This is a genomic window from Halonotius sp. GCM10025705 (assembly GCF_042662885.1).
Taxonomy (GTDB): domain Archaea; phylum Halobacteriota; class Halobacteria; order Halobacteriales; family Haloferacaceae; genus Halonotius; species Halonotius aquaticus.
On record NZ_JBHSZD010000002.1, the window covers coordinates 130,569 to 154,176 of the forward strand.

General features: G+C 46.8%; 16 protein-coding genes and 7 pseudogenes. 14 read left to right on the forward strand and 9 right to left on the reverse strand.

Annotated elements, in window-relative coordinates:
* Nucleotides 1-322: 322 nt before the first annotated feature.
* Nucleotides 323-1,596: pseudogene (locus tag ACFQJB_RS13700) on the forward strand (IS4 family transposase).
* Nucleotides 1,597-1,724: 128 nt separating this feature from the next.
* Here the strand turns inward: ACFQJB_RS13700 and ACFQJB_RS13705 are convergent.
* From ACFQJB_RS13705 to ACFQJB_RS13715, 3 genes are all read right to left on the reverse strand, one after another.
* Nucleotides 1,725-2,021 carry a hypothetical protein gene (locus ACFQJB_RS13705; RefSeq protein ID WP_379728277.1) on the reverse strand — a complete coding sequence of 99 codons (297 nt, stop codon included), beginning with the start codon at nt 2,019-2,021 and terminating at the stop codon, nt 1,725-1,727.
* Between the two features lie 481 nt (nt 2,022-2,502).
* Entirely contained in the window at nt 2,503-3,465 is a 963-nt protein-coding gene (locus ACFQJB_RS13710) for a pentapeptide repeat-containing protein (protein WP_379728279.1), read from the reverse strand.
* Nucleotides 3,447-4,415 (reverse strand): pentapeptide repeat-containing protein, encoded by a 969-nt coding sequence (locus ACFQJB_RS13715; RefSeq protein ID WP_379728281.1) that lies wholly within the window; start codon nt 4,413-4,415, stop codon nt 3,447-3,449. The genes ACFQJB_RS13710 and ACFQJB_RS13715 overlap by 19 nt, the downstream gene beginning before the upstream one ends.
* Nucleotides 4,416-5,472: 1,057 nt before the next feature.
* On the opposite strand from ACFQJB_RS13715, the pseudogene ACFQJB_RS13720 reads away from it, so the two are divergent.
* A pseudogene (locus ACFQJB_RS13720) lies at nt 5,473-6,782 on the forward strand (IS4 family transposase).
* Between the two features lie 131 nt (nt 6,783-6,913).
* Here the strand turns inward: ACFQJB_RS13720 and ACFQJB_RS13725 are convergent.
* Together ACFQJB_RS13725 and ACFQJB_RS13730 are read right to left on the reverse strand one after the other, a co-directional pair.
* Nucleotides 6,914-7,276 carry a vWA domain-containing protein gene (locus ACFQJB_RS13725; RefSeq protein WP_379728283.1) on the reverse strand — a complete coding sequence of 121 codons (363 nt, stop codon included), beginning with the start codon at nt 7,274-7,276 and terminating at the stop codon, nt 6,914-6,916.
* A 44-nt stretch (nt 7,277-7,320) separates the two neighbouring features.
* Nucleotides 7,321-7,554, reverse strand: a complete 234-nt coding sequence (locus ACFQJB_RS13730) for a hypothetical protein (RefSeq protein WP_379728285.1) — start codon at nt 7,552-7,554, stop codon at nt 7,321-7,323.
* Nucleotides 7,555-7,934: 380 nt separating this feature from the next.
* Between ACFQJB_RS13730 and ACFQJB_RS13735 the strand changes: the two are divergent.
* Nucleotides 7,935-8,387 (forward strand): annotated as a pseudogene (locus tag ACFQJB_RS13735) (IS5/IS1182 family transposase); the annotation flags it as partial.
* 550 nt (nt 8,388-8,937) lie between these two features.
* Here the strand turns inward: ACFQJB_RS13735 and ACFQJB_RS13740 are convergent.
* Nucleotides 8,938-9,069 carry a hypothetical protein gene (locus ACFQJB_RS13740; protein ID WP_379728287.1) on the reverse strand — a complete coding sequence of 44 codons (132 nt, stop codon included), beginning with the start codon at nt 9,067-9,069 and terminating at the stop codon, nt 8,938-8,940.
* 125 nt (nt 9,070-9,194) lie between these two features.
* Nucleotides 9,195-9,302 carry a helicase-related protein gene (locus ACFQJB_RS13745; protein WP_379728289.1) on the reverse strand — a complete coding sequence of 36 codons (108 nt, stop codon included), beginning with the start codon at nt 9,300-9,302 and terminating at the stop codon, nt 9,195-9,197.
* A gap of 73 nt (nt 9,303-9,375) precedes the next feature.
* Between ACFQJB_RS13745 and ACFQJB_RS13750 the strand changes: the two are divergent.
* The 11 genes and pseudogenes from ACFQJB_RS13750 to ACFQJB_RS13800 all read left to right on the forward strand — a co-directional run.
* Nucleotides 9,376-9,932 (forward strand): annotated as a pseudogene (locus ACFQJB_RS13750) (transposase); the annotation flags it as partial.
* A 7-nt stretch (nt 9,933-9,939) separates the two neighbouring features.
* Nucleotides 9,940-10,323, forward strand: a pseudogene (locus tag ACFQJB_RS13755) (ISH3 family transposase); the annotation flags it as partial.
* A gap of 693 nt (nt 10,324-11,016) precedes the next feature.
* Entirely contained in the window at nt 11,017-12,468 is a 1,452-nt protein-coding gene (locus ACFQJB_RS13760; RefSeq protein ID WP_379728291.1) for a hypothetical protein, read from the forward strand.
* A 29-nt stretch (nt 12,469-12,497) separates the two neighbouring features.
* Nucleotides 12,498-13,082: a hypothetical protein gene (locus ACFQJB_RS13765; RefSeq protein WP_379728293.1), complete on the forward strand. Its 585-nt coding sequence runs from the start codon at nt 12,498-12,500 to the stop codon at nt 13,080-13,082.
* Between the two features lie 283 nt (nt 13,083-13,365).
* Nucleotides 13,366-13,932 (forward strand): AAA family ATPase, encoded by a 567-nt coding sequence (locus ACFQJB_RS13770; RefSeq protein ID WP_379728295.1) that lies wholly within the window; start codon nt 13,366-13,368, stop codon nt 13,930-13,932.
* 263 nt (nt 13,933-14,195) lie between these two features.
* Nucleotides 14,196-14,948 carry a methyltransferase domain-containing protein gene (locus tag ACFQJB_RS13775; protein WP_379728297.1) on the forward strand — a complete coding sequence of 251 codons (753 nt, stop codon included), beginning with the start codon at nt 14,196-14,198 and terminating at the stop codon, nt 14,946-14,948.
* A gap of 382 nt (nt 14,949-15,330) precedes the next feature.
* On the forward strand, nt 15,331-16,437 hold the full coding sequence (locus ACFQJB_RS13780) for a hypothetical protein (RefSeq protein ID WP_379728299.1): 1,107 nt from the start codon (nt 15,331-15,333) through the stop codon (nt 16,435-16,437).
* Between the two features lie 416 nt (nt 16,438-16,853).
* Nucleotides 16,854-17,288 (forward strand): hypothetical protein, encoded by a 435-nt coding sequence (locus tag ACFQJB_RS13785; protein WP_379728301.1) that lies wholly within the window; start codon nt 16,854-16,856, stop codon nt 17,286-17,288.
* A gap of 149 nt (nt 17,289-17,437) precedes the next feature.
* Nucleotides 17,438-17,914 carry a hypothetical protein gene (locus ACFQJB_RS13790; RefSeq protein WP_379728303.1) on the forward strand — a complete coding sequence of 159 codons (477 nt, stop codon included), beginning with the start codon at nt 17,438-17,440 and terminating at the stop codon, nt 17,912-17,914.
* A 187-nt stretch (nt 17,915-18,101) separates the two neighbouring features.
* Nucleotides 18,102-19,537: pseudogene (gene tnpC, locus ACFQJB_RS13795) on the forward strand (IS66 family transposase).
* 133 nt (nt 19,538-19,670) lie between these two features.
* Nucleotides 19,671-20,497: pseudogene (locus ACFQJB_RS13800) on the forward strand (IS1595 family transposase); the annotation flags it as partial.
* 102 nt (nt 20,498-20,599) lie between these two features.
* On the opposite strand, the gene ACFQJB_RS13805 reads toward ACFQJB_RS13800, so the two are convergent.
* Together ACFQJB_RS13805 and ACFQJB_RS13810 are read right to left on the reverse strand one after the other, a co-directional pair.
* Nucleotides 20,600-21,838 carry a hypothetical protein gene (locus ACFQJB_RS13805; RefSeq protein ID WP_379728305.1) on the reverse strand — a complete coding sequence of 413 codons (1,239 nt, stop codon included), beginning with the start codon at nt 21,836-21,838 and terminating at the stop codon, nt 20,600-20,602.
* On the reverse strand, nt 21,792-23,606 hold the full coding sequence (locus ACFQJB_RS13810; protein WP_379728307.1) for a hypothetical protein: 1,815 nt from the start codon (nt 23,604-23,606) through the stop codon (nt 21,792-21,794). The genes ACFQJB_RS13805 and ACFQJB_RS13810 overlap by 47 nt, the downstream gene beginning before the upstream one ends.
* Nucleotides 23,607-23,608: the final 2 nt, after the last annotated feature.

Here is a 23,608-nt window from a genome sequence, read left to right on the forward strand (position 1 = left end):
AGATTCGAGACAAGTTCAAGAATCCATATGATATCAATTCATCTGAGCTGCCAGAAAACGAAGAAATAGAGAATCTGGAACGACGATTGACGGAGGTTCAATCGACAAGAGTATATCCAGCCACATTCACAATGTGATCTCAGATCATTATTAGCGTCGTCTTACCCCAAGCGTTACAGGTTACAGTCCAGACAACTTTCTGAGAATCATCCGTCTTTAGCTAAAGGTGAAATCGCCCGACAGCAGTAGCTTATCGAGATATCTTTGAGACAGTAGCGAGGAGGCGGCAAGTGTGCACCAGGACGCCTCCTCATCCCGCATTGTGAATCGACTCACTACCCTCTTTCCATCGACGATGCTCCAAGACCACGCCGAGGAACACGGCGTGGTCGAGCGAGAGGGGAAGCTTCAGATTCCCGCCCTCGTCTGGACATTTGTGTTCGGCTTCGCCACCGGCGAGAGCCGAACACTCGCAGGCTTTCGACGCAGCTACAACAGTACGGCCGACGAGACACTCACCGCTGGTGGTTTCTACCATCGGTTAACTCCACGACTCGCGGAGTTCCTCTGTGACCTCGTCGAACAGCGGCTCGACGAGGTCGCTGTCCCCCATACGATCACCGATGAGTTCGACCGATTCAGGGACATCATCGCCGCTGATGGCACCATTCTTCGGCTACACGAGTTCCTTGCTGATGAGTTTCAACCTCGGAAAGGGGAGCAGGGTGGAGCGCGGCTCCACCTGCTCCACAACGTCACTGACCAGACAATCGAGCAGTTCAGCATCACCGACGAGAAATCCCATGACAGCAATGGGTTCGATACCGGCCCGTGGCTCAAAGATCGGTTGGTGCTGTTTAATCAGGCGTATTTCAAATACCGCCGATTTGCACTGATCGATGAGAACGGCGGGTACTTCGTGAGTCGGCTGAAAGACAATGCGAACCCCGTGATAACCGAGGAATTCCGGGAATGGCGCGGCCGCGCCATTCCGCTGGAAGGCAAGCAGATTCAAGACTAACCGAAGACCTGCATCGAGAGATCATTGATGTAGAGGTTGAGGCCGAATTCAAACGACGAGTGTACGAGGAGACGCAATCGTTAGACACGAAGCGGTTCCGCGTCGTCGGCATCCTCGATGAGGACGCCGACGACTACCATTTCTACATCACAAATCTTCCGCGAGAGGAGATTCTCCCACGGGATATAGCGACGCTCTACCGATGTCGCTGGGAAGTAGAGCTGTTATTTCGTGAGCTGAAGACACGGTACGCGCTTGATGAGTTCGACACGACGAAGAAGCACGTCGTAGAGATTCTCGTGTATGCGGCGTTGTTGACGCTGTTAGTGAGCAGAGAGCTGCTTGATCTGGTGAGTGAGCACGCCGCAGAAGAGGCGGTGTTTCCGTCAGAACGCTGGGCGGCGACCTTCCGGTCGCACGCCCAGCTCATCCTCCATGAACTGAGCCAACATCTCGGGTATTCACCGCCGCCGTTGATCGACCGGATGGCTGAAGATGGCCAGAAAATATACCAGGAACGACCGATCCTCCAAGAAAGACTCGCTACCGCTACACAGCAGGAGATAGCGAATTAGCTAAAGACGAATGCTTTCTGAGAATATACAGACTCACAACAGGAGCAAGCTGAGACTATGGCTCCTCCAGAACCAGAACCTGAAACAGATCGAGACGGTGCTAAACTCCCTATTGCCACACAGCAAGATTAGTGTTTGTATTCAAATGCAATAACGTACTCGTCGTGGATTGATTTGTTTTCCGACCACCAGTGTTCGAGTTCGTCAGCGATCTGTTGCCACTCGCCGTCACGGGATTTCATCTCTGTGACGAATCGATCCACGATCCGGTCGGTGGTAACATCTGCAAGCTGAGGGTCAACAATGAGAATAGCATCATCTAGACTATCACCTACTCTCATCCGAAAGGCCTCTCCCTCACGGATTTTGTGATAGAGATCACGTGCGATTTTCCGGTCTGGATGATCATACGGAAAGTCCTTCACAGCATAATGGAATAGATGCTGAAGTACGTCCCGGTCGCGACTCTTGAAAAGTGGACAGGTTCTTGTAAAGGTTGGTGCAGACGAACGATTCGACATAGTCTAAGTGCTATATAGAAAATAAAAAATGTTGGCCCATAGTCAATATCGCTTATCAGCAGCGGTGTTGAGAACTTAGTTTCTGGCTATCGGTGGATACTCCGCGTGAGTGTGAACACAAACAGGCCAATGAGAAAGGCCCCCACGAACCCTTGACTGGCAGTGACAAGACTCCCTGCGAACCCCAACGATTCCGTATTCACGCCGAGGACGAGTGCTGCGAATGACTGGAAGCTAAAGACGATATATCCAACCGGCGTCCCAAACGGTGGCGATTCAAGCAGAGTTGAATAAACGATTGAGTACAGGCCAACTATACCGAGTGAGAAGGAAAGGGTGCGGTACGGTTTTTCACCGTATCCACAACTCACCGATAGCAACCAATTTAACACGGCAAGAACACTTGACCGACCCGGTTGAGGGGTGGTTCCGACGGTGCAGCAGCTCGTTTGAAGTGCGTGTATCGTCGATAATACATCTCTCGGATAAAAAAGGCCGACGCAGCACGACTATCCCCAACCTCGTCAGCCCCGTTTTTTGCCTTCAGATACGTTGTTTCCAGCCACGGCGCGTTCTGGATGAGTTGTAATACCGCTTGATATCGTTTTCGCGGGTCAAGGTATTCGGCCATCGCTTTGCGGACTCTTGTAAATCCGACAAACCCCCTGTCCTTCTCATTGGAGCCGTCTCCATCATCGCCTGTTTTAATCGGATCCTCGGTGGCTTCCCGCTGGCCCGACTGAAACCGCGAAGCCTCTGTCTCATGATCAAAGTTTGTCTCTCCTGCGAAGGTATGCAATGCCCACTCAGGTGAGAGTGCATAGTGGTACCGTGAAAAGTCGAACCCGTCGAAAGTTGTGTTCGAAACTAGAATATGCTCGAAAAGACGCTCCTCGGTTTGCATTTCTATGTCGATGTCCCCAATTGTCGTTTCGCGAAAGTTGTAGTACATCTCAACGTCAGTTGACTGTTCAATCCGGCCTTGCCGGAGCACACTAGCCTGAAAGTCCATGGTCAGTTCTTGCCCGTCCGTCTGCATATCGACAAATTGGACAACCTCGATTCGAGCCCGCTGAAACAGCGGCGTCTCATGAAATACGACTTCGCGAAAACTCGCCGTTTTGTGGAACACAGCATCCCGAAAATCACCTACACCAAAAAATTCGGACCGGCCGAAGTATGCTACCTCGCCGAATTCAGCATCCATGAACCGCCCGACATCGTTAAAAATAGCCCACCGGAAATCAGCAATGTCCTCAAATGCGGACTCGAAAAACGATGCGTAATTCTTGAAGGTAACGTGCTGGAAATAGGCGTTATCTTTGAAAGTTACATACGAGATCGACACTTCTCCGTCAAAGACAGCGAATTGGAATTTCGTCTTGCCGCCAAAGGTCGTTTCTGAGAAAGAGGCCTCGGTGGTAAAATTAGTCTGCTGGAAGTATGCATGGGAGACGAACCGAATTTTTTGAACAGCGCGGCCCGGTCGAAGTCGGCGTCGAGAAAGAGTGCCTCACGCTCGAACTCGGATTTCGAGAATCGTGAGACCCCTTCGAAAGTAACTCCACGGAAGTCGGCAAGCTGGTGGAAGGTTGCTGAAAAGAAATCTGCACGCCCATCAAACCGTGCCGACTGAAAGAGACAGTCCATTTCCCAGACGGTATTCCGAAACACAGAGTTAGCAACTGCTTCGAAACCATAGAAATCTGCTTTCCGCTGGAATTCAGAACCCTTGAAAGTAATCTCTCTCCGCACCGTCCCCTCCCTGAAACTTACAGTGTCAGCAAATGTGACGTCCTCAAACGTGCAGCTACCCCGTATGTCGATACCATCACAGTGTACCGCATACCCGAACTCCGCACCGGAGACATCAACCTGACCGTTGATGGTCGCTTGTTCCAACAGGAGTGGCTGATGTATGGCTGCCTCGACGGCTTGTAAATTTCCCTCGATTGTGGCGTGACGCAAGTCAATAGGGTTGTTAGTTGGTCTGTCGATTACCAACGTCGAAATGTCAAATCCGGGCAGTGTTGCGCCAACTAACCGCAAAGAGGGGCTATCCTTCGATACCAGTTCCGACCGTAACTGTTGACTCAATTCTTCGGAGTTGATACCGGCATTGGCGCGTTCGTCCGGTGATAGATGAAATGGACAGAACTCAGCATCCTCCACTGCATCCCGAGGACAGGACCATTCCTCTTGTAATGGTGATGGCTCATCGTGGGCTTCAGCCCACTCTGTCGGCTGGAACTCGTACCGACAGGTAGGTGGCATATCTTCATTCTTGTAGCTATTCATTACAAAAGTTGGGTTTGCACTCGTCATCTAACGCGGAACTTACTTCCGGGAGAGTTCTGTAACGAGCAATAATGTCTATCGCCATTCTATCGGACATCCATATGCGAGATGGTCATATCGGAGAGATTTCCGTAGAAGCTGGAGGCTGTCCTTGAGGAACTCAACACAGAGCACAATATCTCCCACGCATTCGTACTCGGCGATCTCATCGAGGATTGTGGGTCTATTGATGCAGACCGAGAGAATATCAAGCGGACACATTCGATATTTAAGAACTGGTCGCCACAGGTTACGTACTTGCTCGGGAATCACGATGTTGAGCATCTCTCGAAATCCGATCTCAATCAGTTGCTCGGACAGGACAAATTCCACGGTGTGCAAGAAATAGAAGACACGTCATTCGTCTATCTGGATTCGGCTTACCAGCAGGTTCGTGGAGCGACGGGGAAAGTCGGTCCGATCAATTAGAGTGGCTCAAGAATACCATTCCCTCGCTGTCCGATGCCGTGCTTCTCAGCCACCATCCTGTCGGCAACTTCAATCTGCGGGCCAACGAGTGGTTCTCTGAATACCCTGAAAGAGCGTATCTATGGGACCGGAAAGAGGTACTCGAATGTATTGACGGTAGTGCCGTCAGAGCGACTGTGAGTGGACATATCCACCAAACTGGGTACGACAAATTCTGGGATCTACCGCACGTCTCCATCAACGCATTCAGTAAGGAACTACCAGACGTCCCTCTGACGGGGACATATGCAGTCCTGGACACAGGAGATATCCCCAAAATTCGTGTCCGCACCCGCAGCAATCCTGGTATTTCCTACTCTCTCTCGTCCGACATTTGAACCGCTTTTCTGGAAGCATTAATTAACCACCCTTACACCTCCTATCCGCCTTCTGAGTCATCTGCTAAAGACAAGCAATGATCCGCTGAGGCCAACCTCGATGTCCGGCCCTGTCTGGTGTACCTACATCAATCATCCGTATTCGGTTAAGAGCCGAAATCGAGTGACTGCACTCTGATCACGTTATCACTGTAGACTGCGTGGGGAGAAGTGTGAAACCAGAATTCTCCCCAACCCTCATTCGACGCCGATTGACTTCTCTCTTTCCTGCGGAACTCATCGACGACTTCGCCCGCGAAGGCGAAGTCGTCGAACGGCATCGAACACTCGATGTTACCATATTCGTGTGGACGCTAATCGCGGGCTTCGCCGCCGGCGGCGAAGCACGCTCCATCGCTGCCTACCGCCGATCTTACAACCTCGCTACTGGGCACGGACTCTGTCCATCAAGCTTCTACGACCGATTTACCGAGGATGTGGCCGATCTTCTTGGCGACCTCCTCGAACACGCTGTCGAGGAGGTCGCCGTCCCGCATCATCTCTCACCAGCCTTCGACCGGTTCCGTGATGTCATCGCTGTTGACGCTACTATTGTCCGGTTACATCGCTTCCTCTCAGCGTTTCCAGCAACCCACGAGGGCGTTTCTGGACTCCAACTTTATCTCCTCCATCATGTGACTGACCAGTCGGTGATCTCGGCGGAGATCACCGACGAGCGCACCCATGAGAGCACGCTATTCAAAACCGGTGCATGGATGCGTGGACGGCTGTTCCTGCTCGATTTGGGCTATTTCAAGTATCGGCGGTTCGACCTAATTGACGAAAATGACGGCTTCTTCGTGAGCCGCCTCAAACGGAGTGCCAACCCACAGATTATCGAGGAACTGGAGGAATGGCTCGGTCGCGCCATTCCATTGGTCGGGGAGCGAGTATTCGACGTAATCGACAGCCTGCATCGGAAAGTAATCGATGTCACAGTCGAAGTCTCGGTCAAGCGCCGGCCGTACGATGGCCACCAATCAGTGACGCCCAAGTCGTTTCGAGTCGTCGGCGTCCGCGATGAGGAAGCCGACGACGGCTATCGCCTCTACATCACGAATCTGCCCAGTACCGAGTTCACAGTGAAGGAAGTGAGCGCGTTGTATCGTGCTCGGTGGAGCATTGAGCTGTTGTTTCGGGAGCTAAAGTCACGATATGAATTGGGTTCGTTCCAAACAGAGAAAGAGCACATCGTCCGTATACAGATGTTAGCGGCTCTGCTGACGCTAGTGGTCAGCAGAGCCCTCCTGCGGGTGTTCGTTGATCATGCCAGTGCTTCTGGGGATGGCACGACGTTTCCACCAGAACGCTGGCGACGACCTTTCCGTCGGTCGCCCAGCTAATCCTTCTCGAAATCGCAGCTGCTTACGGGTATCTGCGGCCAAATCTTCCCGAGTTCTTGTATCGTGAAGCACAGCAACCAGCTCCATCTCGGACTACACTGCTCGGGGTGGTGAATGCAGAGCTATGCAGCGATTTCTGAGCTTAACCGAATACAGATGGCTCTGACATGTACTAGTAGCCAAGCAAAGACCATATTAAGCGTTGCTTCCGTTAGACATCCACACCGACAACAAACTACTACTTTTTCAGTCAATAATACGATAAGAGGGTTTAACTCAAGTCATGACCAGGCATAAATTCTGCTACATAGGAACCAATTTCATATATATTACTATCATCTAATTGTATTATTTGTGCGTTTGATTGGTTTGTTTCACTTAATAAATCCTCTAACGTTTTCATATTCGGTTCACCTCCAATTCCGGTGATCAGCAAGTCAAAATGGGCATCATTTGTTCCTACACCGATGAGATCTTGAATTTCATTCCATTTTTCATCATCAGGACTCATATCAGTCGGTTCACCATCTGTAATTAAAATAATCGTAGGCGATCTGTAGTGTAGTCCTTCATTCTGATAATACTCTTTCCGATCCTCAACTAACTCTATAGATTCACGGATTGCCTTTCCCATAGGGGTAGTACCGTCTGGGGTTGGTGTTTCTGCTTTCCAATTTTCTATTGACCCAGATCTTGGTCAACAGCTACATTTTTTCCGAACGAAATAACGCCAATCTCAAATTCAACCCAATCTGAAAAGGGAGAGTATTCAGATTGTATCTCATCTTTGAAATTTTCTAATCCTTCCTCAAGCAATTCCATTCGAGTCTTGTTTCCCTCTACCGGCCAACTCATAGATCCTGATGCATCCACCGCAAGCACCAACGGATGATATGTTTTTGTTGGATCCATAATTTAAGCATATATTTCCATCAATATATTTCTTGAGAACATTTTCGAACTACCGTCGATTTATTGCGATTATAGCCTAATCATTTTACAATGTATGTGATATTTTGAGTTACCTAACAATTGTCCCTAATAAGTCCACTTATTTTGTCTGGGCTCGATGGAATCCTCGCTTAGAACTATGGCTACTCCTTCATGATCGAGCGGTTGCGTGTAAATAAATACCCAAATCCAACAACTTCAAGAGTCACTTGGGGCCCCATACCTACCACAGAAATCTTCAATTTCGTTCACTTGGCTATGGTGAATCGCTAGACAGCGTCGGTATGGGCCGTCAGAACTAGTGGGATGAAGCGAGAAATCGTCGATGCTCTATGTAGAAAATATCCCGCTTCACGAGCAAAGCGGTTCAATTAGCTAAAAATTCTGTCGTCGATTATGCCGTCGTATCGCTCCACTGTTTTCGAGTTTACTTGGAGGAGTCCTACCGAGAGGTGTTTGATCTGCTGAGTGAGATGCCACATATTCTCGGGAAGATCGGCTTCGAATCACCCGATCTCCCGCATCACTCGACGCTAGTGGAGTTTGACAGGATCAAGACAGCACTCTATCGAGAGCTGCTGCGTCTCTCGGCGCAGCTACACGTCCCGGGCGGACACGCTGCTATCGACGCGACGTTTTTCGACCGTGAAAAATGCAAGCAAACACTCCTGCCGTCGGACGAATTATCGCGTCCAGACACTCAGACGACCGCTCTTGTCGACACAGAAAGCCAAGCCATTCTGGACGTTCACTGTACGACCAAGAAACACCACGACACACGGCTCGGCTGGCGAGGTCGCCCGTCGCAGCGTCTTGCGGTTCGACAGCAATTTAGAAACAACCGGCCCATCAGGCCGACCGGCAATCGAATTGCCCTCGCCAATCCGATCGCCCAACTGTGTGTTGGGGTCATGATGAGCGAGATCGACAAACGTAGTCTCAAATGCTTCATGGATCACTTTTCCAGTGCCATCCTCGAAGCGAAGTCCATAAGTAAAGGTGATCCCAGGGCGATCTACGAATGGCAACTGCTTGAGACCCAAGCTCCCGCGATCATCATCCAACACATAGGTCATTAGTGCTTCCAAGGACTCGCCTTCGGGGGCGATGAAGATTCGATTCGTTCTCCATGGCATATTCTCGGCTGATGGTGACTGGGGCGTAGGTGTCTATGCCCGGCGGAAGGCCATCAGGAATGTGGATGAGATACTCTTAGGGAGTACGCTTCTCAAGATCGCCGCCCAACGCATCGAGTGCTCACGAACGCATTGCTTTATATCGGCTTGTGAGCCATAGACGGCCTCAGAATCATCGGTTACCTCTTGGATTCGTTTCTGACTCTCTTCATCGAAGGTGGTTATATGCAATAGACTTGCGGTCGTACCATTCCTCAAGCGTCTGTTGTCGATCCTCGATCAGTGCCTCGAGTTCTTCTTTATTTACACTCGCTGGTTCCTCAGTCTGGATAGAATCCATGAGCAAATCCTCGGTATCGATATCATCCAACATCCCCAACACGTCAGCAGTGTTCCCGTGTTGCTCACGAATAATCTCGACTTTCTCTTGTTATAATTCAAATATTTCGTCTTCCCGCGTATCCCTCAAAAGAGAATTTCCATCCTTTGACTTCTTTTTTCCCCGTATCGGTGGAGCCGATCGACCCGTTGTTCCAACCGATTGGGATTCCATGGGATTTCGTAGTTGATCATGATGTGGCAGCTCTCTTGGAACTCGGCTCTGCACGTTTAATTAAGGCCGCAATATAGATGGCGTTGACAGCTGATGCTGCCGATCACAGACTTTCTCTTGTGTACTGACCCGTTGGACGGGTTCGACTCGTTGTCGTATCATCAGACTCAGCATGCCAAAACGTACGTAACAGGTCTTGCTGCGGCAGCAGCAAGACCGTCACCGGTATTGCGCGAAAAGTCCTTCCGGCCGGAAGCGACCGGGCACTCAACAAGTTCATCACCGAGTACAATTGGAATGAAGACGAACTCAATCACGAACGGTTAGAGGAACTGCAAAATCATGGTGAGACACGGTGGTCGAAGGACGGCTACATTGTCATCGACGATTCAGTACTCCAGCGAACCGGGAAGGAACTTCCCGGCGCTGGATCGTTCTATGATCACAGCGAAGGCGAGCCTGTCTGGGGACAAGATATCGTCTATGCGTTCTATACCCATCAAAAGGACTGGATCGGCCCACTTCGGAGCAATCGACAGGTCACATTTGCTGACGAGGAGAAGCGGGTCGATGCGCTCGCAGAGAGCATCGACACCGAAGAACGGGAGATTGACGATGAGGTCTACAACATCTGGACGAAAACGCTGCCAGCGATGACGGTACGACGAGCACGGGGTGGCGTGTCACGGCTACGCCGCTGACGCGCCTTTCATCGACACTCCACGCGATACTAGACACCACTACAGCAAGCGGTTTGGTATCGAATCGAACTAGCGATCAGCCAAGCAGAGCCTCGCTTTGACTAGTTCTCGTGACACTGGCCTGAGATTACTGCTGCTTGTTGTGAGCCTCGTCCTCCAGAACAGCTGGCGATACCTCCATTGGAAGTACGTGGCGACGCCGCGACGCGGCGGCCGCCACCTCTGGGAGTGTTCGTTCGTCGAATTCTATGAGATGGTACTCCGAGCAGCATGGACAGCTCTCGGTGTTCGTAGATCTGTGCCAGCGAATCAAGCACTGGACGAGAGATTCTTCCGATAACTGTCGCCAACATAGCGACGGTCTTGAGTGGCGACTCTGTCGCGTCGGCGGCAGATCGCCGCCGACAGCGACTGCCGAGACCAGAAGATCCTGCTCACGACATATTAACGATCAGGTAGTCACCAAACCCACCGATTCAGCATCCGCTATCGGCAGTGGTGGGCTGCTCGACTTGATCGACTGAAACTCTGATCTGGCAGCAGAGTGTGGATAGAGCTAGTGGGTATGTCAAAATAGCGAATATTTTTATTGTAGAAAACTCAGTTCTACTCACAGAAGTATAAAACGAATGCCACAGTGCTTGGCCCGAGGCTGTTTACAAGCTTGGCCCGTTATACTCATAGTAAGTAATCTCACGTGCACACCAAAAGCAGCCGCAGCTATACGACCCACTTCGCCCAGTAAGGCCATCAGGATGAGAGATCTCTATGTTCTTCTCAAACTGCCTCACTAACTCATGGTAGCATTCACGCTCCAATCAAAAAGACTGGGCAGCATGAGACATCGTCAGAATATTATTGGCTATTCTATATAAGTATAGATGTTGGTTGAAAAACCTTATTTACCGTCCCATTAGTCAACGTGAATAATGGCAACTACCGACTCTGATGTACAGCAAGAGATAGAAGAAGTAATTAAAAATTGGGATAATTTGCAGCATTGGGCAAGTGAAGCTGTAAAAGGAGCCAATAATTGGTAGTAACCCTTCGAAATGCAGAGGACGAAGGTATTAAACCTTGGAGTGACCCCTTCGCTTCCCAACAGGGTAGTGGTGATAACGAAGATGACGAAGAAGAGGAACTTGGTGAAACAAATGGTATATTGAGCTATGCGGAGGGGTTAACAGCAATTACTCTAACAGATGAATTTGCGGAGGAGTATGGGTGGAAACGATTACAAGGTGATCTCTATGCAGAGGACGTTAAACAAATTATGGGGACAGTTGATGAAGACAAAAGACAGATACCAGGTATACTAACTGGAGAAAATGAAGATCCAGGCTATAGTCCCGCACCATACCTATCGCGGGATCTCACCAACAATTTCACTGACGCTGTTAGTTTCTCTACAACCGTTTTGATGGGGGCAATTGACCCCAATGAAGAAGTCCTACAAGAAAAACTGGTGGATGAAAATAATATCAAACAGGCCTTAGAACGTAACCTGGATTGGCTTCTGGAGAATCAAATTGACACAGACGAAGGGGCTGGCTGGGCTTGGATTGGAGGTAGTGCAGAAAAATATGATAAATATGAGAAGAATATAAAAACCCACAATTATTTCACATATTCTGCAGTAATTGCACTTGTCGATTACTACGATGGTGGATTAGGCAGTAGTTCAATTCCGGCTATCGAGGAGATACGTGATCAGCGCAAAGATGAAATCGAAGATGCCCTTGAGAAAGCAACGGAATTCCTGTTAAACCAATGGTGGAAAAAAGGGAGAGGTGGCAACGGTTGGGCTCTTCCAAAAAGGCCTGCAGAGCCAAATGCGATGGCTAGTTGTTATGCTATCATTGCGTTGTCCTACCTAGATTCGAAGGTTTCAGATGAGATCGAGGGTGTAAATATAAATAAAGATAGAGTTAATGAGGGAATGGATTATATATGGGGTCATATCAACTGGATCCAAGATGATCCTGATTCCACTCTTTGGTCAGAAAAAGAAGGATATAAGTGCCGATTAGGTAACCAAATGGAAGAAGAGTATCTCGACGGCTCTGGACCATATCTCTATTTAGATACGGTTTATGAATTCTTGAACTACGGTGCAGGCGATATAGAGGCTCTCGACGCCGATGAAGAAGAACTTCGAGAATGGGCAGACGAATTTGCAAAGAAAATACTACTGAAGTGTTGGGCTGGCGAAAAAGGATTTATAGATAAAGGATTCAGACATCTTGGTCTACCCGAAGAAGCACGTGATAATCCATATGACAATCCTACGGCACTGTATACTACTAATGTCGGTATTGAGACATTCTTGACAAACGTATTGTGGGATCCTGACGAAGAAGAGACGGTAATCTATGAAAAGGCGGATCAAGATAAAGAAACGGAGAAAACAAAAGAACAGGCGGCACCAACCAAACAAAACAATACCACCCAAACAGTCCAAGCTGACCCAAGAAAAAGACTGTAATCGTTAATTTGGAAGGCGAGAACGAGTCAATGTCGGGAGACAACTATCCCGATAAAATCGACAATCAACTTGAGAGCATAGAGAAGAAAGTCGACCATCTTTCCGAAGGTATTGAAGACTCCTCAGAGTTAGATCAAAATGATCTTGAGGAAATCCGAAGAAGGAATCGGAAATTCGGTGATGAGCTCGGATATTTAATGCAATCCCTGAGGGAAACATACGAAGATTGGACAGCAATTACCGATGTGCTTAGTACTGCGCAAAACTCAATGGTTGGAAGTGCTGGAGGTGATTGGGATGATGATCTCAAACGCATAAATATAGAAGACTTTGTTCGGTATATTGCAAAGGTCTACTATTGTACTGACCAAGAGACATATGAAGAGATCAAAATGGATGAAGATGATGTGAAATGGCTCTTTGTTCCTCAGCGTAAGATGGTTGATGAGATAGAAGACTGGGACAATGAAAAGTTTGCAGATGATGACGAAAGGAAGAGTATGATTGAGGAAAGGGTTGATGAGCTTATTGAGGATCCATGGGGCGGAAAAAGTATGAAACAATCTGTAATCGAGTTTGAAGAGAGGTATGAAGAGGAAGTGGTGAATAACTAATTGACCGGATACGTTGAGGTGCGAATTCTATTCGTAATGTAAGATTTGTGTAAATAGAATCGGGGATTTCGAGAGAACCTGCCAATACGCCGCGAAAAGGCCCGGTTAGTGACAGACTGTAGTTCATTGAGCGTATCAGATTTATCGAGCTGCCGCCCGCCATTACTCTGAGAGGGTTATAATAATATATCATACTATACTAATGCTAGATTTCATATTATAACTGATGCTAATATATTTTGTTCCGATAGGTTTTAGTTAAAAGAAAAGAGTGGGATTGCTAATGTCAATACCAACTAAAGTGGTGTCGTTCTACTCGTTCAAGGGTGGTACTGGGCGGACAACATCACTAGCCAATACATCATACGCGTTAGCAGACATGGGGAACAACGTTGGATGTATGGATTTGGACTTAGCAGCCCCTGGCTTACATATGGTTTTTCCCGAAATTGGGCGGGCACACGATAGTTCTCGTACAATCCATGACTATATTCTTGGAGATCACGATGATAATTCTAAGAATGATCTAAATATGGACAAATATACCATAGATGTGGGTGAAAAAATAGGTAATACTCGGGAATACAGGCAGCCAGATGGTGATCTGTTACTTCTATCTGGTGAGGTGAAAAAACCAGTAGACGACAATCCGAAAACAATGGTTCAAAAAACAATTGAGCTAATGAGAATGTTTATTTCTTATCACGATCTAGACTATTTGCTGCTTGATGCCAGATCCGGGTTGAGTAGTCACATAGTTCCGCTAATCACAGAATCAGATAAATTGTTTAGCTTCCACCGTTGGACAGCCCAACATAAGATGGGAACAAAAGAGCCGCTGAATGGCTAACCGAGAAAAATACGCCCGATGACCTTGTCAGTGTAGCCAGTAACGTTCCTGACTCAGTATCCGAATCAGAAGTCGAGACATGGGCCAAATCAAAATTATACACCCGAGATTTCAACGATTATCACGTTATAGGCAGATCAGACATACTAAAAAACGGGGAGGAAGTTATTACACTAACACAGCCTGACAATAAAGTATCAAAGCAGTATCAAGACTTAGCGGATAAAATCGCCAAAATATAAATCTCAGAAAATCCTACAATAATGTCTGAACAAAATAGCGATATATTCGCAGAATTATTCTCAAAAGAAGACGAGTCTGTAGAGACAGGGGCACCAACCCCAATAAAGGTATTAGAAGAAACAGGCTTTCTCGAGGATCCACTTGGAGAAGTGCTTCTAAAAGTCTATACAGAGGGAATGATGTCACTAAAAGAAGTGGCTAATGAAGTAGATCTTACTAAGTCACAAGCCAAACGTCACTTGGGTGAACTCCGACTTCAAGGCTATCTTGGTGTTGAATTTGAAGCTGGACAAAAATTCTATTATGTAAAATCTAGATGGGAGACCGAAGAATTCCCATCAGGTCCCGTTATTCCATTAGTGTATCAGTATAATTTACTGAGTGACGACCAACGACTCTCTACCATCAAAGAGGCCATTGACGAACATATCGAGACTGGTGATGTCGTGGCTGATCTTGGAGCGGGTGTGGGTGTGCTCTCGTATTTGGCATCAGATAAAGCAAAGAAAGTGTATGCCGTTGAGATGGATAGAGAAGTATTTGAAGAAGGGAGTCGGATAATGGAGAATGAGGGTCTGGATAATGTTGAGTATATAAGAGATGATGCCCGTGCTGTCGATTTACCTGAAAAGGTCGATGTAATACTATGTGAAATGCTCGATACTGCTCTTGTTGCAGAATTACAGGTGCCAGTGATGAATTATGCGATAGAAGAGCCACTAACGAAGATCCAACAGTCATACCACGCATTGCAAAAACGTCCGGAGCACTAATCAAAGCCGATTATGAATTCTATGATGGTAACTTTCGACTCCCTCATTTTGAGGAATACGGGAGTAGGACGAGTGAAAAATTCTCCAACAAAAAAGTCTATCATGAAGTTGATTTCAAAGAAGAGAATTCAAAATTAGTCGAAAAAAGAATAACTCTTGAAGCGACGCAATCTGGAACAGTAAATGGATTGCAGCTCAATACTGAAGTTAAATTCGGGAAGGATCTTGATTTCGTAGGGGCAAGTCCATGGTTGAACGCACCGCTGAATTTGCCCTTCGACTCTGATTATGACCTCGATGAGGGAGATGAGATCACGGTAGAACTCTCATATCAACTTGGTGGAGGCTTGAACAACATCACGTATGAAGTAATTGAACAAGAATGACAGAATGTAAACACTTCGATCTGTGGGATTCAGGCTCTGAAACGGTATCTGATTGGGGAGAAAAACTCGACCAAGCACATGACGATCATTTAAGAATACGTGATGAGTCAATCAACAATTTGCTAGAAAGAGAGGATATAGACCAAGAATGTCTTAATCTAAATAAGGAACAAAAATTGTGGTCTGCAGAGGAATATCGAGAGCAAGTAGGGTTGCCTATTACCTGCCCACACGAAACGGTTGATGGAAAAGACTACTGTATATTTCATTTATCACCGGAATCTCGTCAGAATTTAGGCATTACAAAAGAAGATGTTTTAAACGAATTAGTGAATAAAATTAAAAAATCAACTGGGGAAGATGAAGATAAAAAGAAGTGCTTCGCTGGGGCGTTTCTTGAAGATATTTCTATAAAGTATCGAGGGCTGAGTTCTGAATCAAATAAACCAGTTCAGTTTCATTTTGCAAAAATCGATAACTTAGATCTTAGTCACTCAGTCATCGACGAAAGGTTCGTTTTTAATGGTAGTGAAATCAATGAAATAAACTGCGAATCAACTCAATTTAAGAAATCTGTTTCTTTTAAAAAAGCCGAACTTAATTGCCAATCTGTATTATTTGATAGAGCAACATTTGAAGATAGGTTAGATATGAGTAACACAAAAATTAATACCAAGGAACTCAATTTTAAAGAATGCTCCTTTAGAAAACGTGTGAATTTATCGGGCATGAATGTGGAAATCGATTTAGATTCGAAAGATGATATAGACACACGAGTTCAATACAACAATTCGGTTTTTCACGATGAACTTCATCACAACAACATCACATTCTCTTTTGAAGATCCCGACAAATTAACAGAAATCTATGCGGAGTTCAAGCATTGTAGATTCTCATCTCGAGCTAATTTTTCTGATTGCGACTTCCAATCTACTCTAGATGATAATACAACTGACCCAAGCCCATACGATTTACTTGAGGTGAGCACGGATGATTTAAGTAAAGAAGATAGTGAGCACGAAATAGAGTGGTATGTTGATTTCTCCAAATCTGAATTTGAATCTGGCTTGTTGTTAAATGATCTTGATTTACTAGGGATCTAAAATTATTTGAAGCGACAGTGTCGAATGACCACTAGAATGTAGCAATATAACTATAGAAGGAGACCTCAACTCACAAAAAATATCACTGGTCAACGGAGATCTTCATTACAGTAATAGCACTGTAGACGGGGATTTCGATTGTGAGAAAATCACGGTCAATAATGGAGGAGTATTTTTCAAAAACATCACTATTGGCGGAGATAGTAATCTAAGTAAAAGTTCCTTTCAAGCCGAGGAAATTGAGTTTGATGAATCCACCATTGATGGATCCCTAAACCTGAAAAAAGTGAGATGTGATACCTCAGGCGGTGAAATAACTTTTAGCGGTATCACCGTTAAAGACAATCTCAACTTCCGGCAGTCACTATTCGCTGGAAGTCAAATAGACTTTTCTGGAGCAGATATATCAACTAACAATGTTAGAGGTAATACTGGCTGATTTCCGTGAGATAACCTGTAGTGGAGGACAGATAGACTTTTCAAACGTTTACATTGGCGACGATGCAAGATTTGACCTCGCAACCTTCTCTGGAGAAAGAGCAGTTTTCGAAGATGTTGAAGTGTCTGGGAATTTATCATTCGCTGAGGCAGAATTTAATATCCGAGATTCAAAATTCGCAGGCATCAATACCACTGGCGAGCAAATCGAGTTCAAACATGTTAAGCTGCCAAAAGGTAAATTTGAGATAAAGTTCTTTGATACGGTATATAATTTAGAAGAAGCAGTCATTGGTGATATTAAGATGGATTCCGATGAATTCGATAATGACAAGCAAAAAAATCTATATTCCACCACTTTATTTTCAAAAAAACAGAATTTGACGGGTTCAATTTCAATCAACCGAGAATAAAAGAAGGATTAGAGAACTCAAATGGCAAAATACATACTTCCTACGCAGATTCCGACAAGACAACCAGCCAAATCAAGAAGTATTATCGATTGATCAAGAGAGGATATTCTGATAGTGACTATACACCAAATGAATTAGAAACGACATATATGGAAGCAAAACTTGGAGCAAAGGAAAATGGCGATCCTAATGCTGTTTCGAAATTCTTCCAGAAGGAGTTGCATTATAGAAGACATGTGTACGCTAAACAATTTTGGGAAGGTGAATTAGCAGATGATCATTTATCAAACATAAAAAAGAGAACCAGACTTGCACGTGACTGGGTTGCAAACATGACGCTATGGATTACAGCGGGGTATGGCGAAAAACCAAGCAACCTTTTCATCACATCGTTAATTATTGTGCTAATCTTCGCTGTCGCATACCGAATAGTTGAAGGGTTGCCCACTGGAACTAGTCAAATCGATTATATCACCTACAGTTTTCAGGGATTCATTCAACTGGTAGTGGGGATAGAACCCACAGGTGGAACTGTGGTGAGCCTTCTAACTGCGTTCGAAGGATTCATAGGTGCATTCTTTATTGCCCTATTTGTTCTAACGCTAACGAGGTCAATCGAAAGATAACCCTTCATAGTCGGATTCACAAGGTTCTGCAATCAGTACGTGTTTACCCCCAGAACGATTTCGCCACGCTCTCGTAAGTTGCTCCTGACTTCACAGTAGAGCAATGCAGACGACAGAGCGTTTTTCGAGGACGGTCTCCGGCAGGGAGACCGTCCCGTATCGTCTGCACTGGCCGAGGAGAGTTGTGATGGTCACTGACGAGAAAGTGGAGCAACTGCTTAAGCGAATCACTGCTCTCGAAAATCGCGTTGACGAACTTGAGCAAGAGAAAGAAGAGCTTGAGCAAGAGAATCAGCAACTCCGTAAAGAGAACAAGCGGCTCAGAGCCAAGATCCGATGGTACGAAGGGCCGCATACACCGCCGAGCAAGGAACAAGCCGATGAAGAGGAGTCGTCCTCGTCCGGCGGTGACGAGGACGACGAACAACCACGTACCGACGGCGGTACACCTGGCCGAAAATCCGGTCATAAACCGGAATGGCGCGACGCTCCTGATCCAGATCGAGAAATCGAGGTCACCTGTGACTGCTGTCCAGAGTGTGGTGGAACATTTGACGAGTCGGCGGGCGTCAGCCCCCGATTCGTTGAGGAACTTCCCGATCCACAGCCGCCAGAAGTCACACAGTACAACCGGCACCACTACGAGTGCCACTCCTGTGGAACTGAGACCGTTGCTTCACACCCCGACTGCCCCGATGAGGGGCAGTTCGGGGTGAATGTCATCGCACAGGCAGCACTCTCTCGGTACGATCATCGTCTTCCCTACCGGAAGATCGGTGACCGGTTCGAGCAACTCCATGGACTGGAGTTGTCGGGCGCGGCCGCGTGGCACGCGACCGAGCGCGCTGCGCGCGCCGGTCGCTGTGAGTACGAGCAGATCCGTCACCAGATACAGCAAGCCGACGTTGTCCACGTTGACGAGACCGGAATCAAACGCGACGGCGAACAAGCGTGGATCTGGACGTTCACCACCGAAAACCACACGCTGTACGCGATCAGGGAGAGTCGAGGAAGCGATGTTCCCAAAGAAGTCCTCGGCGAGGACTTCTCGGGAACGGTCGTCTGTGATGGCTGGACGGCGTATCCGGCCTTCAGCAGCAACCTCCAGCGGTGTTGGGCGCACATTCTCCGGGAGGCTGAAGACGCCGCCGAGAAACAGACAGAAGGCGAACCGATCCACCGTTCCCTCAAACAGCTATACGTCGCTCTCCAGACTCGCCTGGAGAGCGACTTGACAGTCCGTGAGCGAGCAGAACTCCATCGTGTGGCGCGGGGGAGCTTAAATCGCTGATAGAGCTGTCAGTACCCGACGGACCAGTGGCAACACTACTCGGAAAGATAGAAGGCGGCCTCGACCACTGGCTCACCTTCGTCGGTGAGCCAGCGGTCTCCCCGACGAACAACGCCGCTGAAAATGCGCTTCGTGAGCCGGTGGTTCTCCGGAAACTCATCGGAACACTCCGGAACGACCGTGGCATGTTCGTGCATGAGACGCTGCTGTCCCTGCTGGCGACCTGCCGCCAGCAGGGACGCAATCCCTACGAAGAGTTCAAGCGAATCGCTCGAAACAACGAGATGATCTCCCGAGCTCAGGCCGTACCCGCTGTTGCGTCATCGGGGTAAACACGTACCCCTGCAGCATCCCGTCGAAGGCTGTTTGATTGCACATAGCAACTAGCGTACGGCGGGATGCTGTAATTCTCAGGGTGCTGTTTCACTCAGTTCGGTAAGAGCCCTCCATAACTTCTCCTACTCACTACAGCAGGTTCGCCGGCATGATGGCCCCTACTGCCCGCACTGCCGCAGTGAATCAGTGATCAACTACGGCAGTTATCGATTGTTCCAGCGATACCGCTGTAAGGATTGTGGACGCACATTCACCAACAAAACCGGCACGATCTTCCCCCACGCGAAGGTCGGCCTCGGGACGCTCCTGTTTGCCTTCTACTCATTGCTCAGGTTTAATACGAGTATCCACCAGTTAGACGCTGAAACAGACGTTTCATACCAATCACTTCGACAGCCCCTCGAGCAGTTCGCAGAACGCTCGACGCGCCAGTGCTTAACCTGCCAGGGCCTGTCGAAATCGACGAACTCTACCCTTCTGCTGGGCTCAAAGGCCGCGAGCGCGACGGCTAGTCGCACTCGCGTGGGCACCCGAAACGTGGCCGTGGAAATTACGCCGAGGACAAGCCACCGGTGTTCCACTGATCGCGGCACCGGTCAACGATACGCTATTCCAGCGAAATCCGCTGATGAATCGACCGTGCGACTCCTCCTCGATACCTGCGAGGATGAGTCGCTCACCGTCTACACTGATGGATTTCGAGCGTATGATCCACTTCAAGGCGACGAGACCTATCAACGGAACCAGTCATTCACGGTGAGGGCGAATATGTCGATGGAGACGCCCATGTGAATACCTGCGAGAGCCACGTGTCGCTGGTGCGACAGTGGCTCTCGCCGCACCGAGGCGTCTCTAAAGACAAGCTCACGCCGTATCCCAGAGCGTTCCAACTACGCCGCCGAATCTTGCGAAAATCTGGTCGAGATGTTATCAAAGAGATCGTCCGCACCGTGCTCAAACTCACCAACAACGTTCTTTACATGAGCGAATTTGTTAATCGGGAACGAGCATTCCTTCGACGACAACCTCAGAAAGAAATCTCAGAACGGTGTTGAAATCTATTTTTGATCTACAATTTTATCAAGCAAGGTAGAGCTCCCAATTACTTTATTTATAGGCTCATGTTGATTAGATGGAAGGTTTTTAGGTTGAATTTCTACCCTATCAACTGGGGGAATATCCTCTAAGGTGTTGTTATCAATCATGCCAATTAATTGGTTCCAGTCTTCCTTTTCGAATACCTTATCCATAATTTCTGATTGGAAATAATTCCAATTTTTGTCAACATCAATCGAATCTAAACTTTCGATTCCGTTTTCACTTACCCATTTATTACACTCATCTTCTATATCTCCGATGATCCCGATTACTAGTTTCTCATTTCCGATATTATTTAGTAAGTTCATATACTCATTAACATCAATTTTCGGTGAAAATACAACAATTATCATATCAGAGTCTTCAGCATCTTTAGCAATTTGTCCGAATATCCTTTGTCCTGGTTCTCCATTTTTAATAGAATTCTTTCTATCTTTCTTTAGAAATTCTTTAGAGGAATAATGATCTGTATTTTCAAGATTGGTTATAACTTGATTAAATATATTTCTCGAGGTATCCACACTCCAAATCGTGAATTGATTAGACGAAGTATCTTTGCACAAGAATTTTATTGGTTGTATCTCATCCTGCTGAACTTTCTCTCTATTTTTTATTAATTCTTGTGTCTTATTAGCACACGCATCGTTATTGGAAATAAACTCTGCGGACTCATTTGAATCACCAATTGAATTATAACTTAATAGGGCTACGTATTTCGCCAAGTCAATTTCATCAGGACCAAAGATGAACACGCTTTGTTTACCTTGGGCATCAAATTTGCGTCTTATCGAAACTCCCAACAGTGCTACCATTCCAATCGATACAATCGAATAAACACTACCTTCCAAAGGAGAAACAACTGATGAGAAAATTGGCAGATATTCAATCAGAAGCCACACTCCACCCAGTACTAGCAACAGGTGCGGGAAGACACCGACAGAACGATTATCAAAGAACCTAGCAGACATAGCAGTAAGTATCGCGCCAATACCGAGACCCAACAGCAACCCTAATACCATCCAGAGGTAAGGAGTAGTGTCGAGAGAGCCACTCAAAAGTGGGAGTCCTACACCAAGAGAAATTTCGGTGAACCCAGTTATAATTCCAGTGACTGTCCCTGCTAAAAGAGAGACATTGGTGATGAAATCTGGTTTATTCGGTGAATGCCCAAGAGTAGCGAAAAGTAGTCCTGCTACCACTGTGCCTGCATACACACAAAGTACATAAACGAGATAAATACCAACTGAAGGAAAGCCAGATAGTTTGCCAATAGACCATAGTGGGCCTCCAAATATAATCCGAAGGGCTGCCTTCTGTGACGAGTAGCTGGGATCCAATATTTGTAAGTAGAATCACTCCCACGAAGAAGATCAAACCTTGAGCTATCGGAATAATGGCCCCCGTGGACGTATTATCTGTAGAGCCCGGTTGCTTTGTTGTCTGCGTGCTTTGTCTTTCGGCAACTGTTTCAAGCACTTTCAGTAGTGACACAGAGAGAAGACCAAGGACAGATAACACTAAGAGTATACTCAAGAATTCTGTCCAGAAGCTAATAACCACTGAGCTGAAAACAATCCCAAGAGCTGAAACAAATCCTACCCCAACCGCGGTAGCTACTGTAGAGGATACTAGTTGTTTCAATTTGTCTATTTTGTAACCACGGTCGTCAAATACTTCAATAGAATCTATCTCCGTGAAGAGATCATTTTGTAATAGAGCAACCAAACCAGACGAGTCGTGGGCTGAAAAGCCAGGATGATCATTAAGTGTTCGAATATCTTGAAGAATTTCTTTCGCAGTGCTTTCTGGTTCTATCGGTTGAGTAGAAGGTGGAACGGCACCCTCTGGTTGAGCTTGTGCACCAACGTTGTCTTGTTGGCCAGACAGTAGGGCTCCTGTTATCATTGACTTGAGATTAGATCGCTTGAGTAGTATGTACCCAGATATTGCTACTACGACCAAGTTAGGAACGAATAGTATGTAGCTGCTAAGTGGAATTGCTGGAAGACTACTCCCTAATAGAGGAATACGATCAAATCGTATGAATACTTGAGTGGTTAACGCAGACTGGTATTCAGATATAACTCCTAAGAACCAGGCAATCGTTATTACTGATAATAGACTAATAATCGCAGAAATAGCTATATACTTTTGTCGTCTCGATTCTCTATCAGTTGAAGATAAGAGATTGACACCCAGTTCCGCAATAGAGTTACCCCTATTCGAAGGGAACTGAGAATTTGCAATTTCAACAAAGCGGTCAGCAGATATTGTTCTCGAATCAGACCGACTAGCAATCAAATTGGTGAGTTTTTCCCGAGTAGAATCCACTTGTTCGTGGAAGTTTCGGGAATCAATATCGCGCTTGGTGTCTCGTGTCGGGGCCCCTACTTCTTCAGTATCTTGAGGGATAATCAAAATATCACTCTCTGGAAGTCCATCAACAATACCGGAACCACATATGGTCACACTCAGATCTTCGGGTCTATTCATGAGATTTTTCCAGACACCCACAGCAGAGGCAAAATCAGGCGTTCCTAACTGGATAGGATGATCCTGGTAATCAGGATCATTTAGAAGAGTTGTTAAAACATCATCCTCAATAGCAAGTTCAGAAGATGAGACATCCAACAAATTTCCATATATTGCTTGTGCAGATTCATCTGATGAAGAAGATTGTAAGTCGATTTTACTGAGTGCCGATTCAGTTCGATTGAGGAAATCAGAAGCGATATCCGAACTATTGGAATCTCCGTAATAAACCGCGTAATACTGGTTGCTAATACCTCTCTCAGTTGCTGTAGCTTTAGTGAAACAAACAATGTGTTCGTCAGATGGTCGGTAATGGAAGTAGAATCCTTTAGGATTCAGATTTGGTATGGTGGTTGTATAATCATCTCGCTCTTGGACTGCTGACGAATCTGAGGGATAAACTATGTCTCCGCCGTTGTTGACTATGTAGAACATTT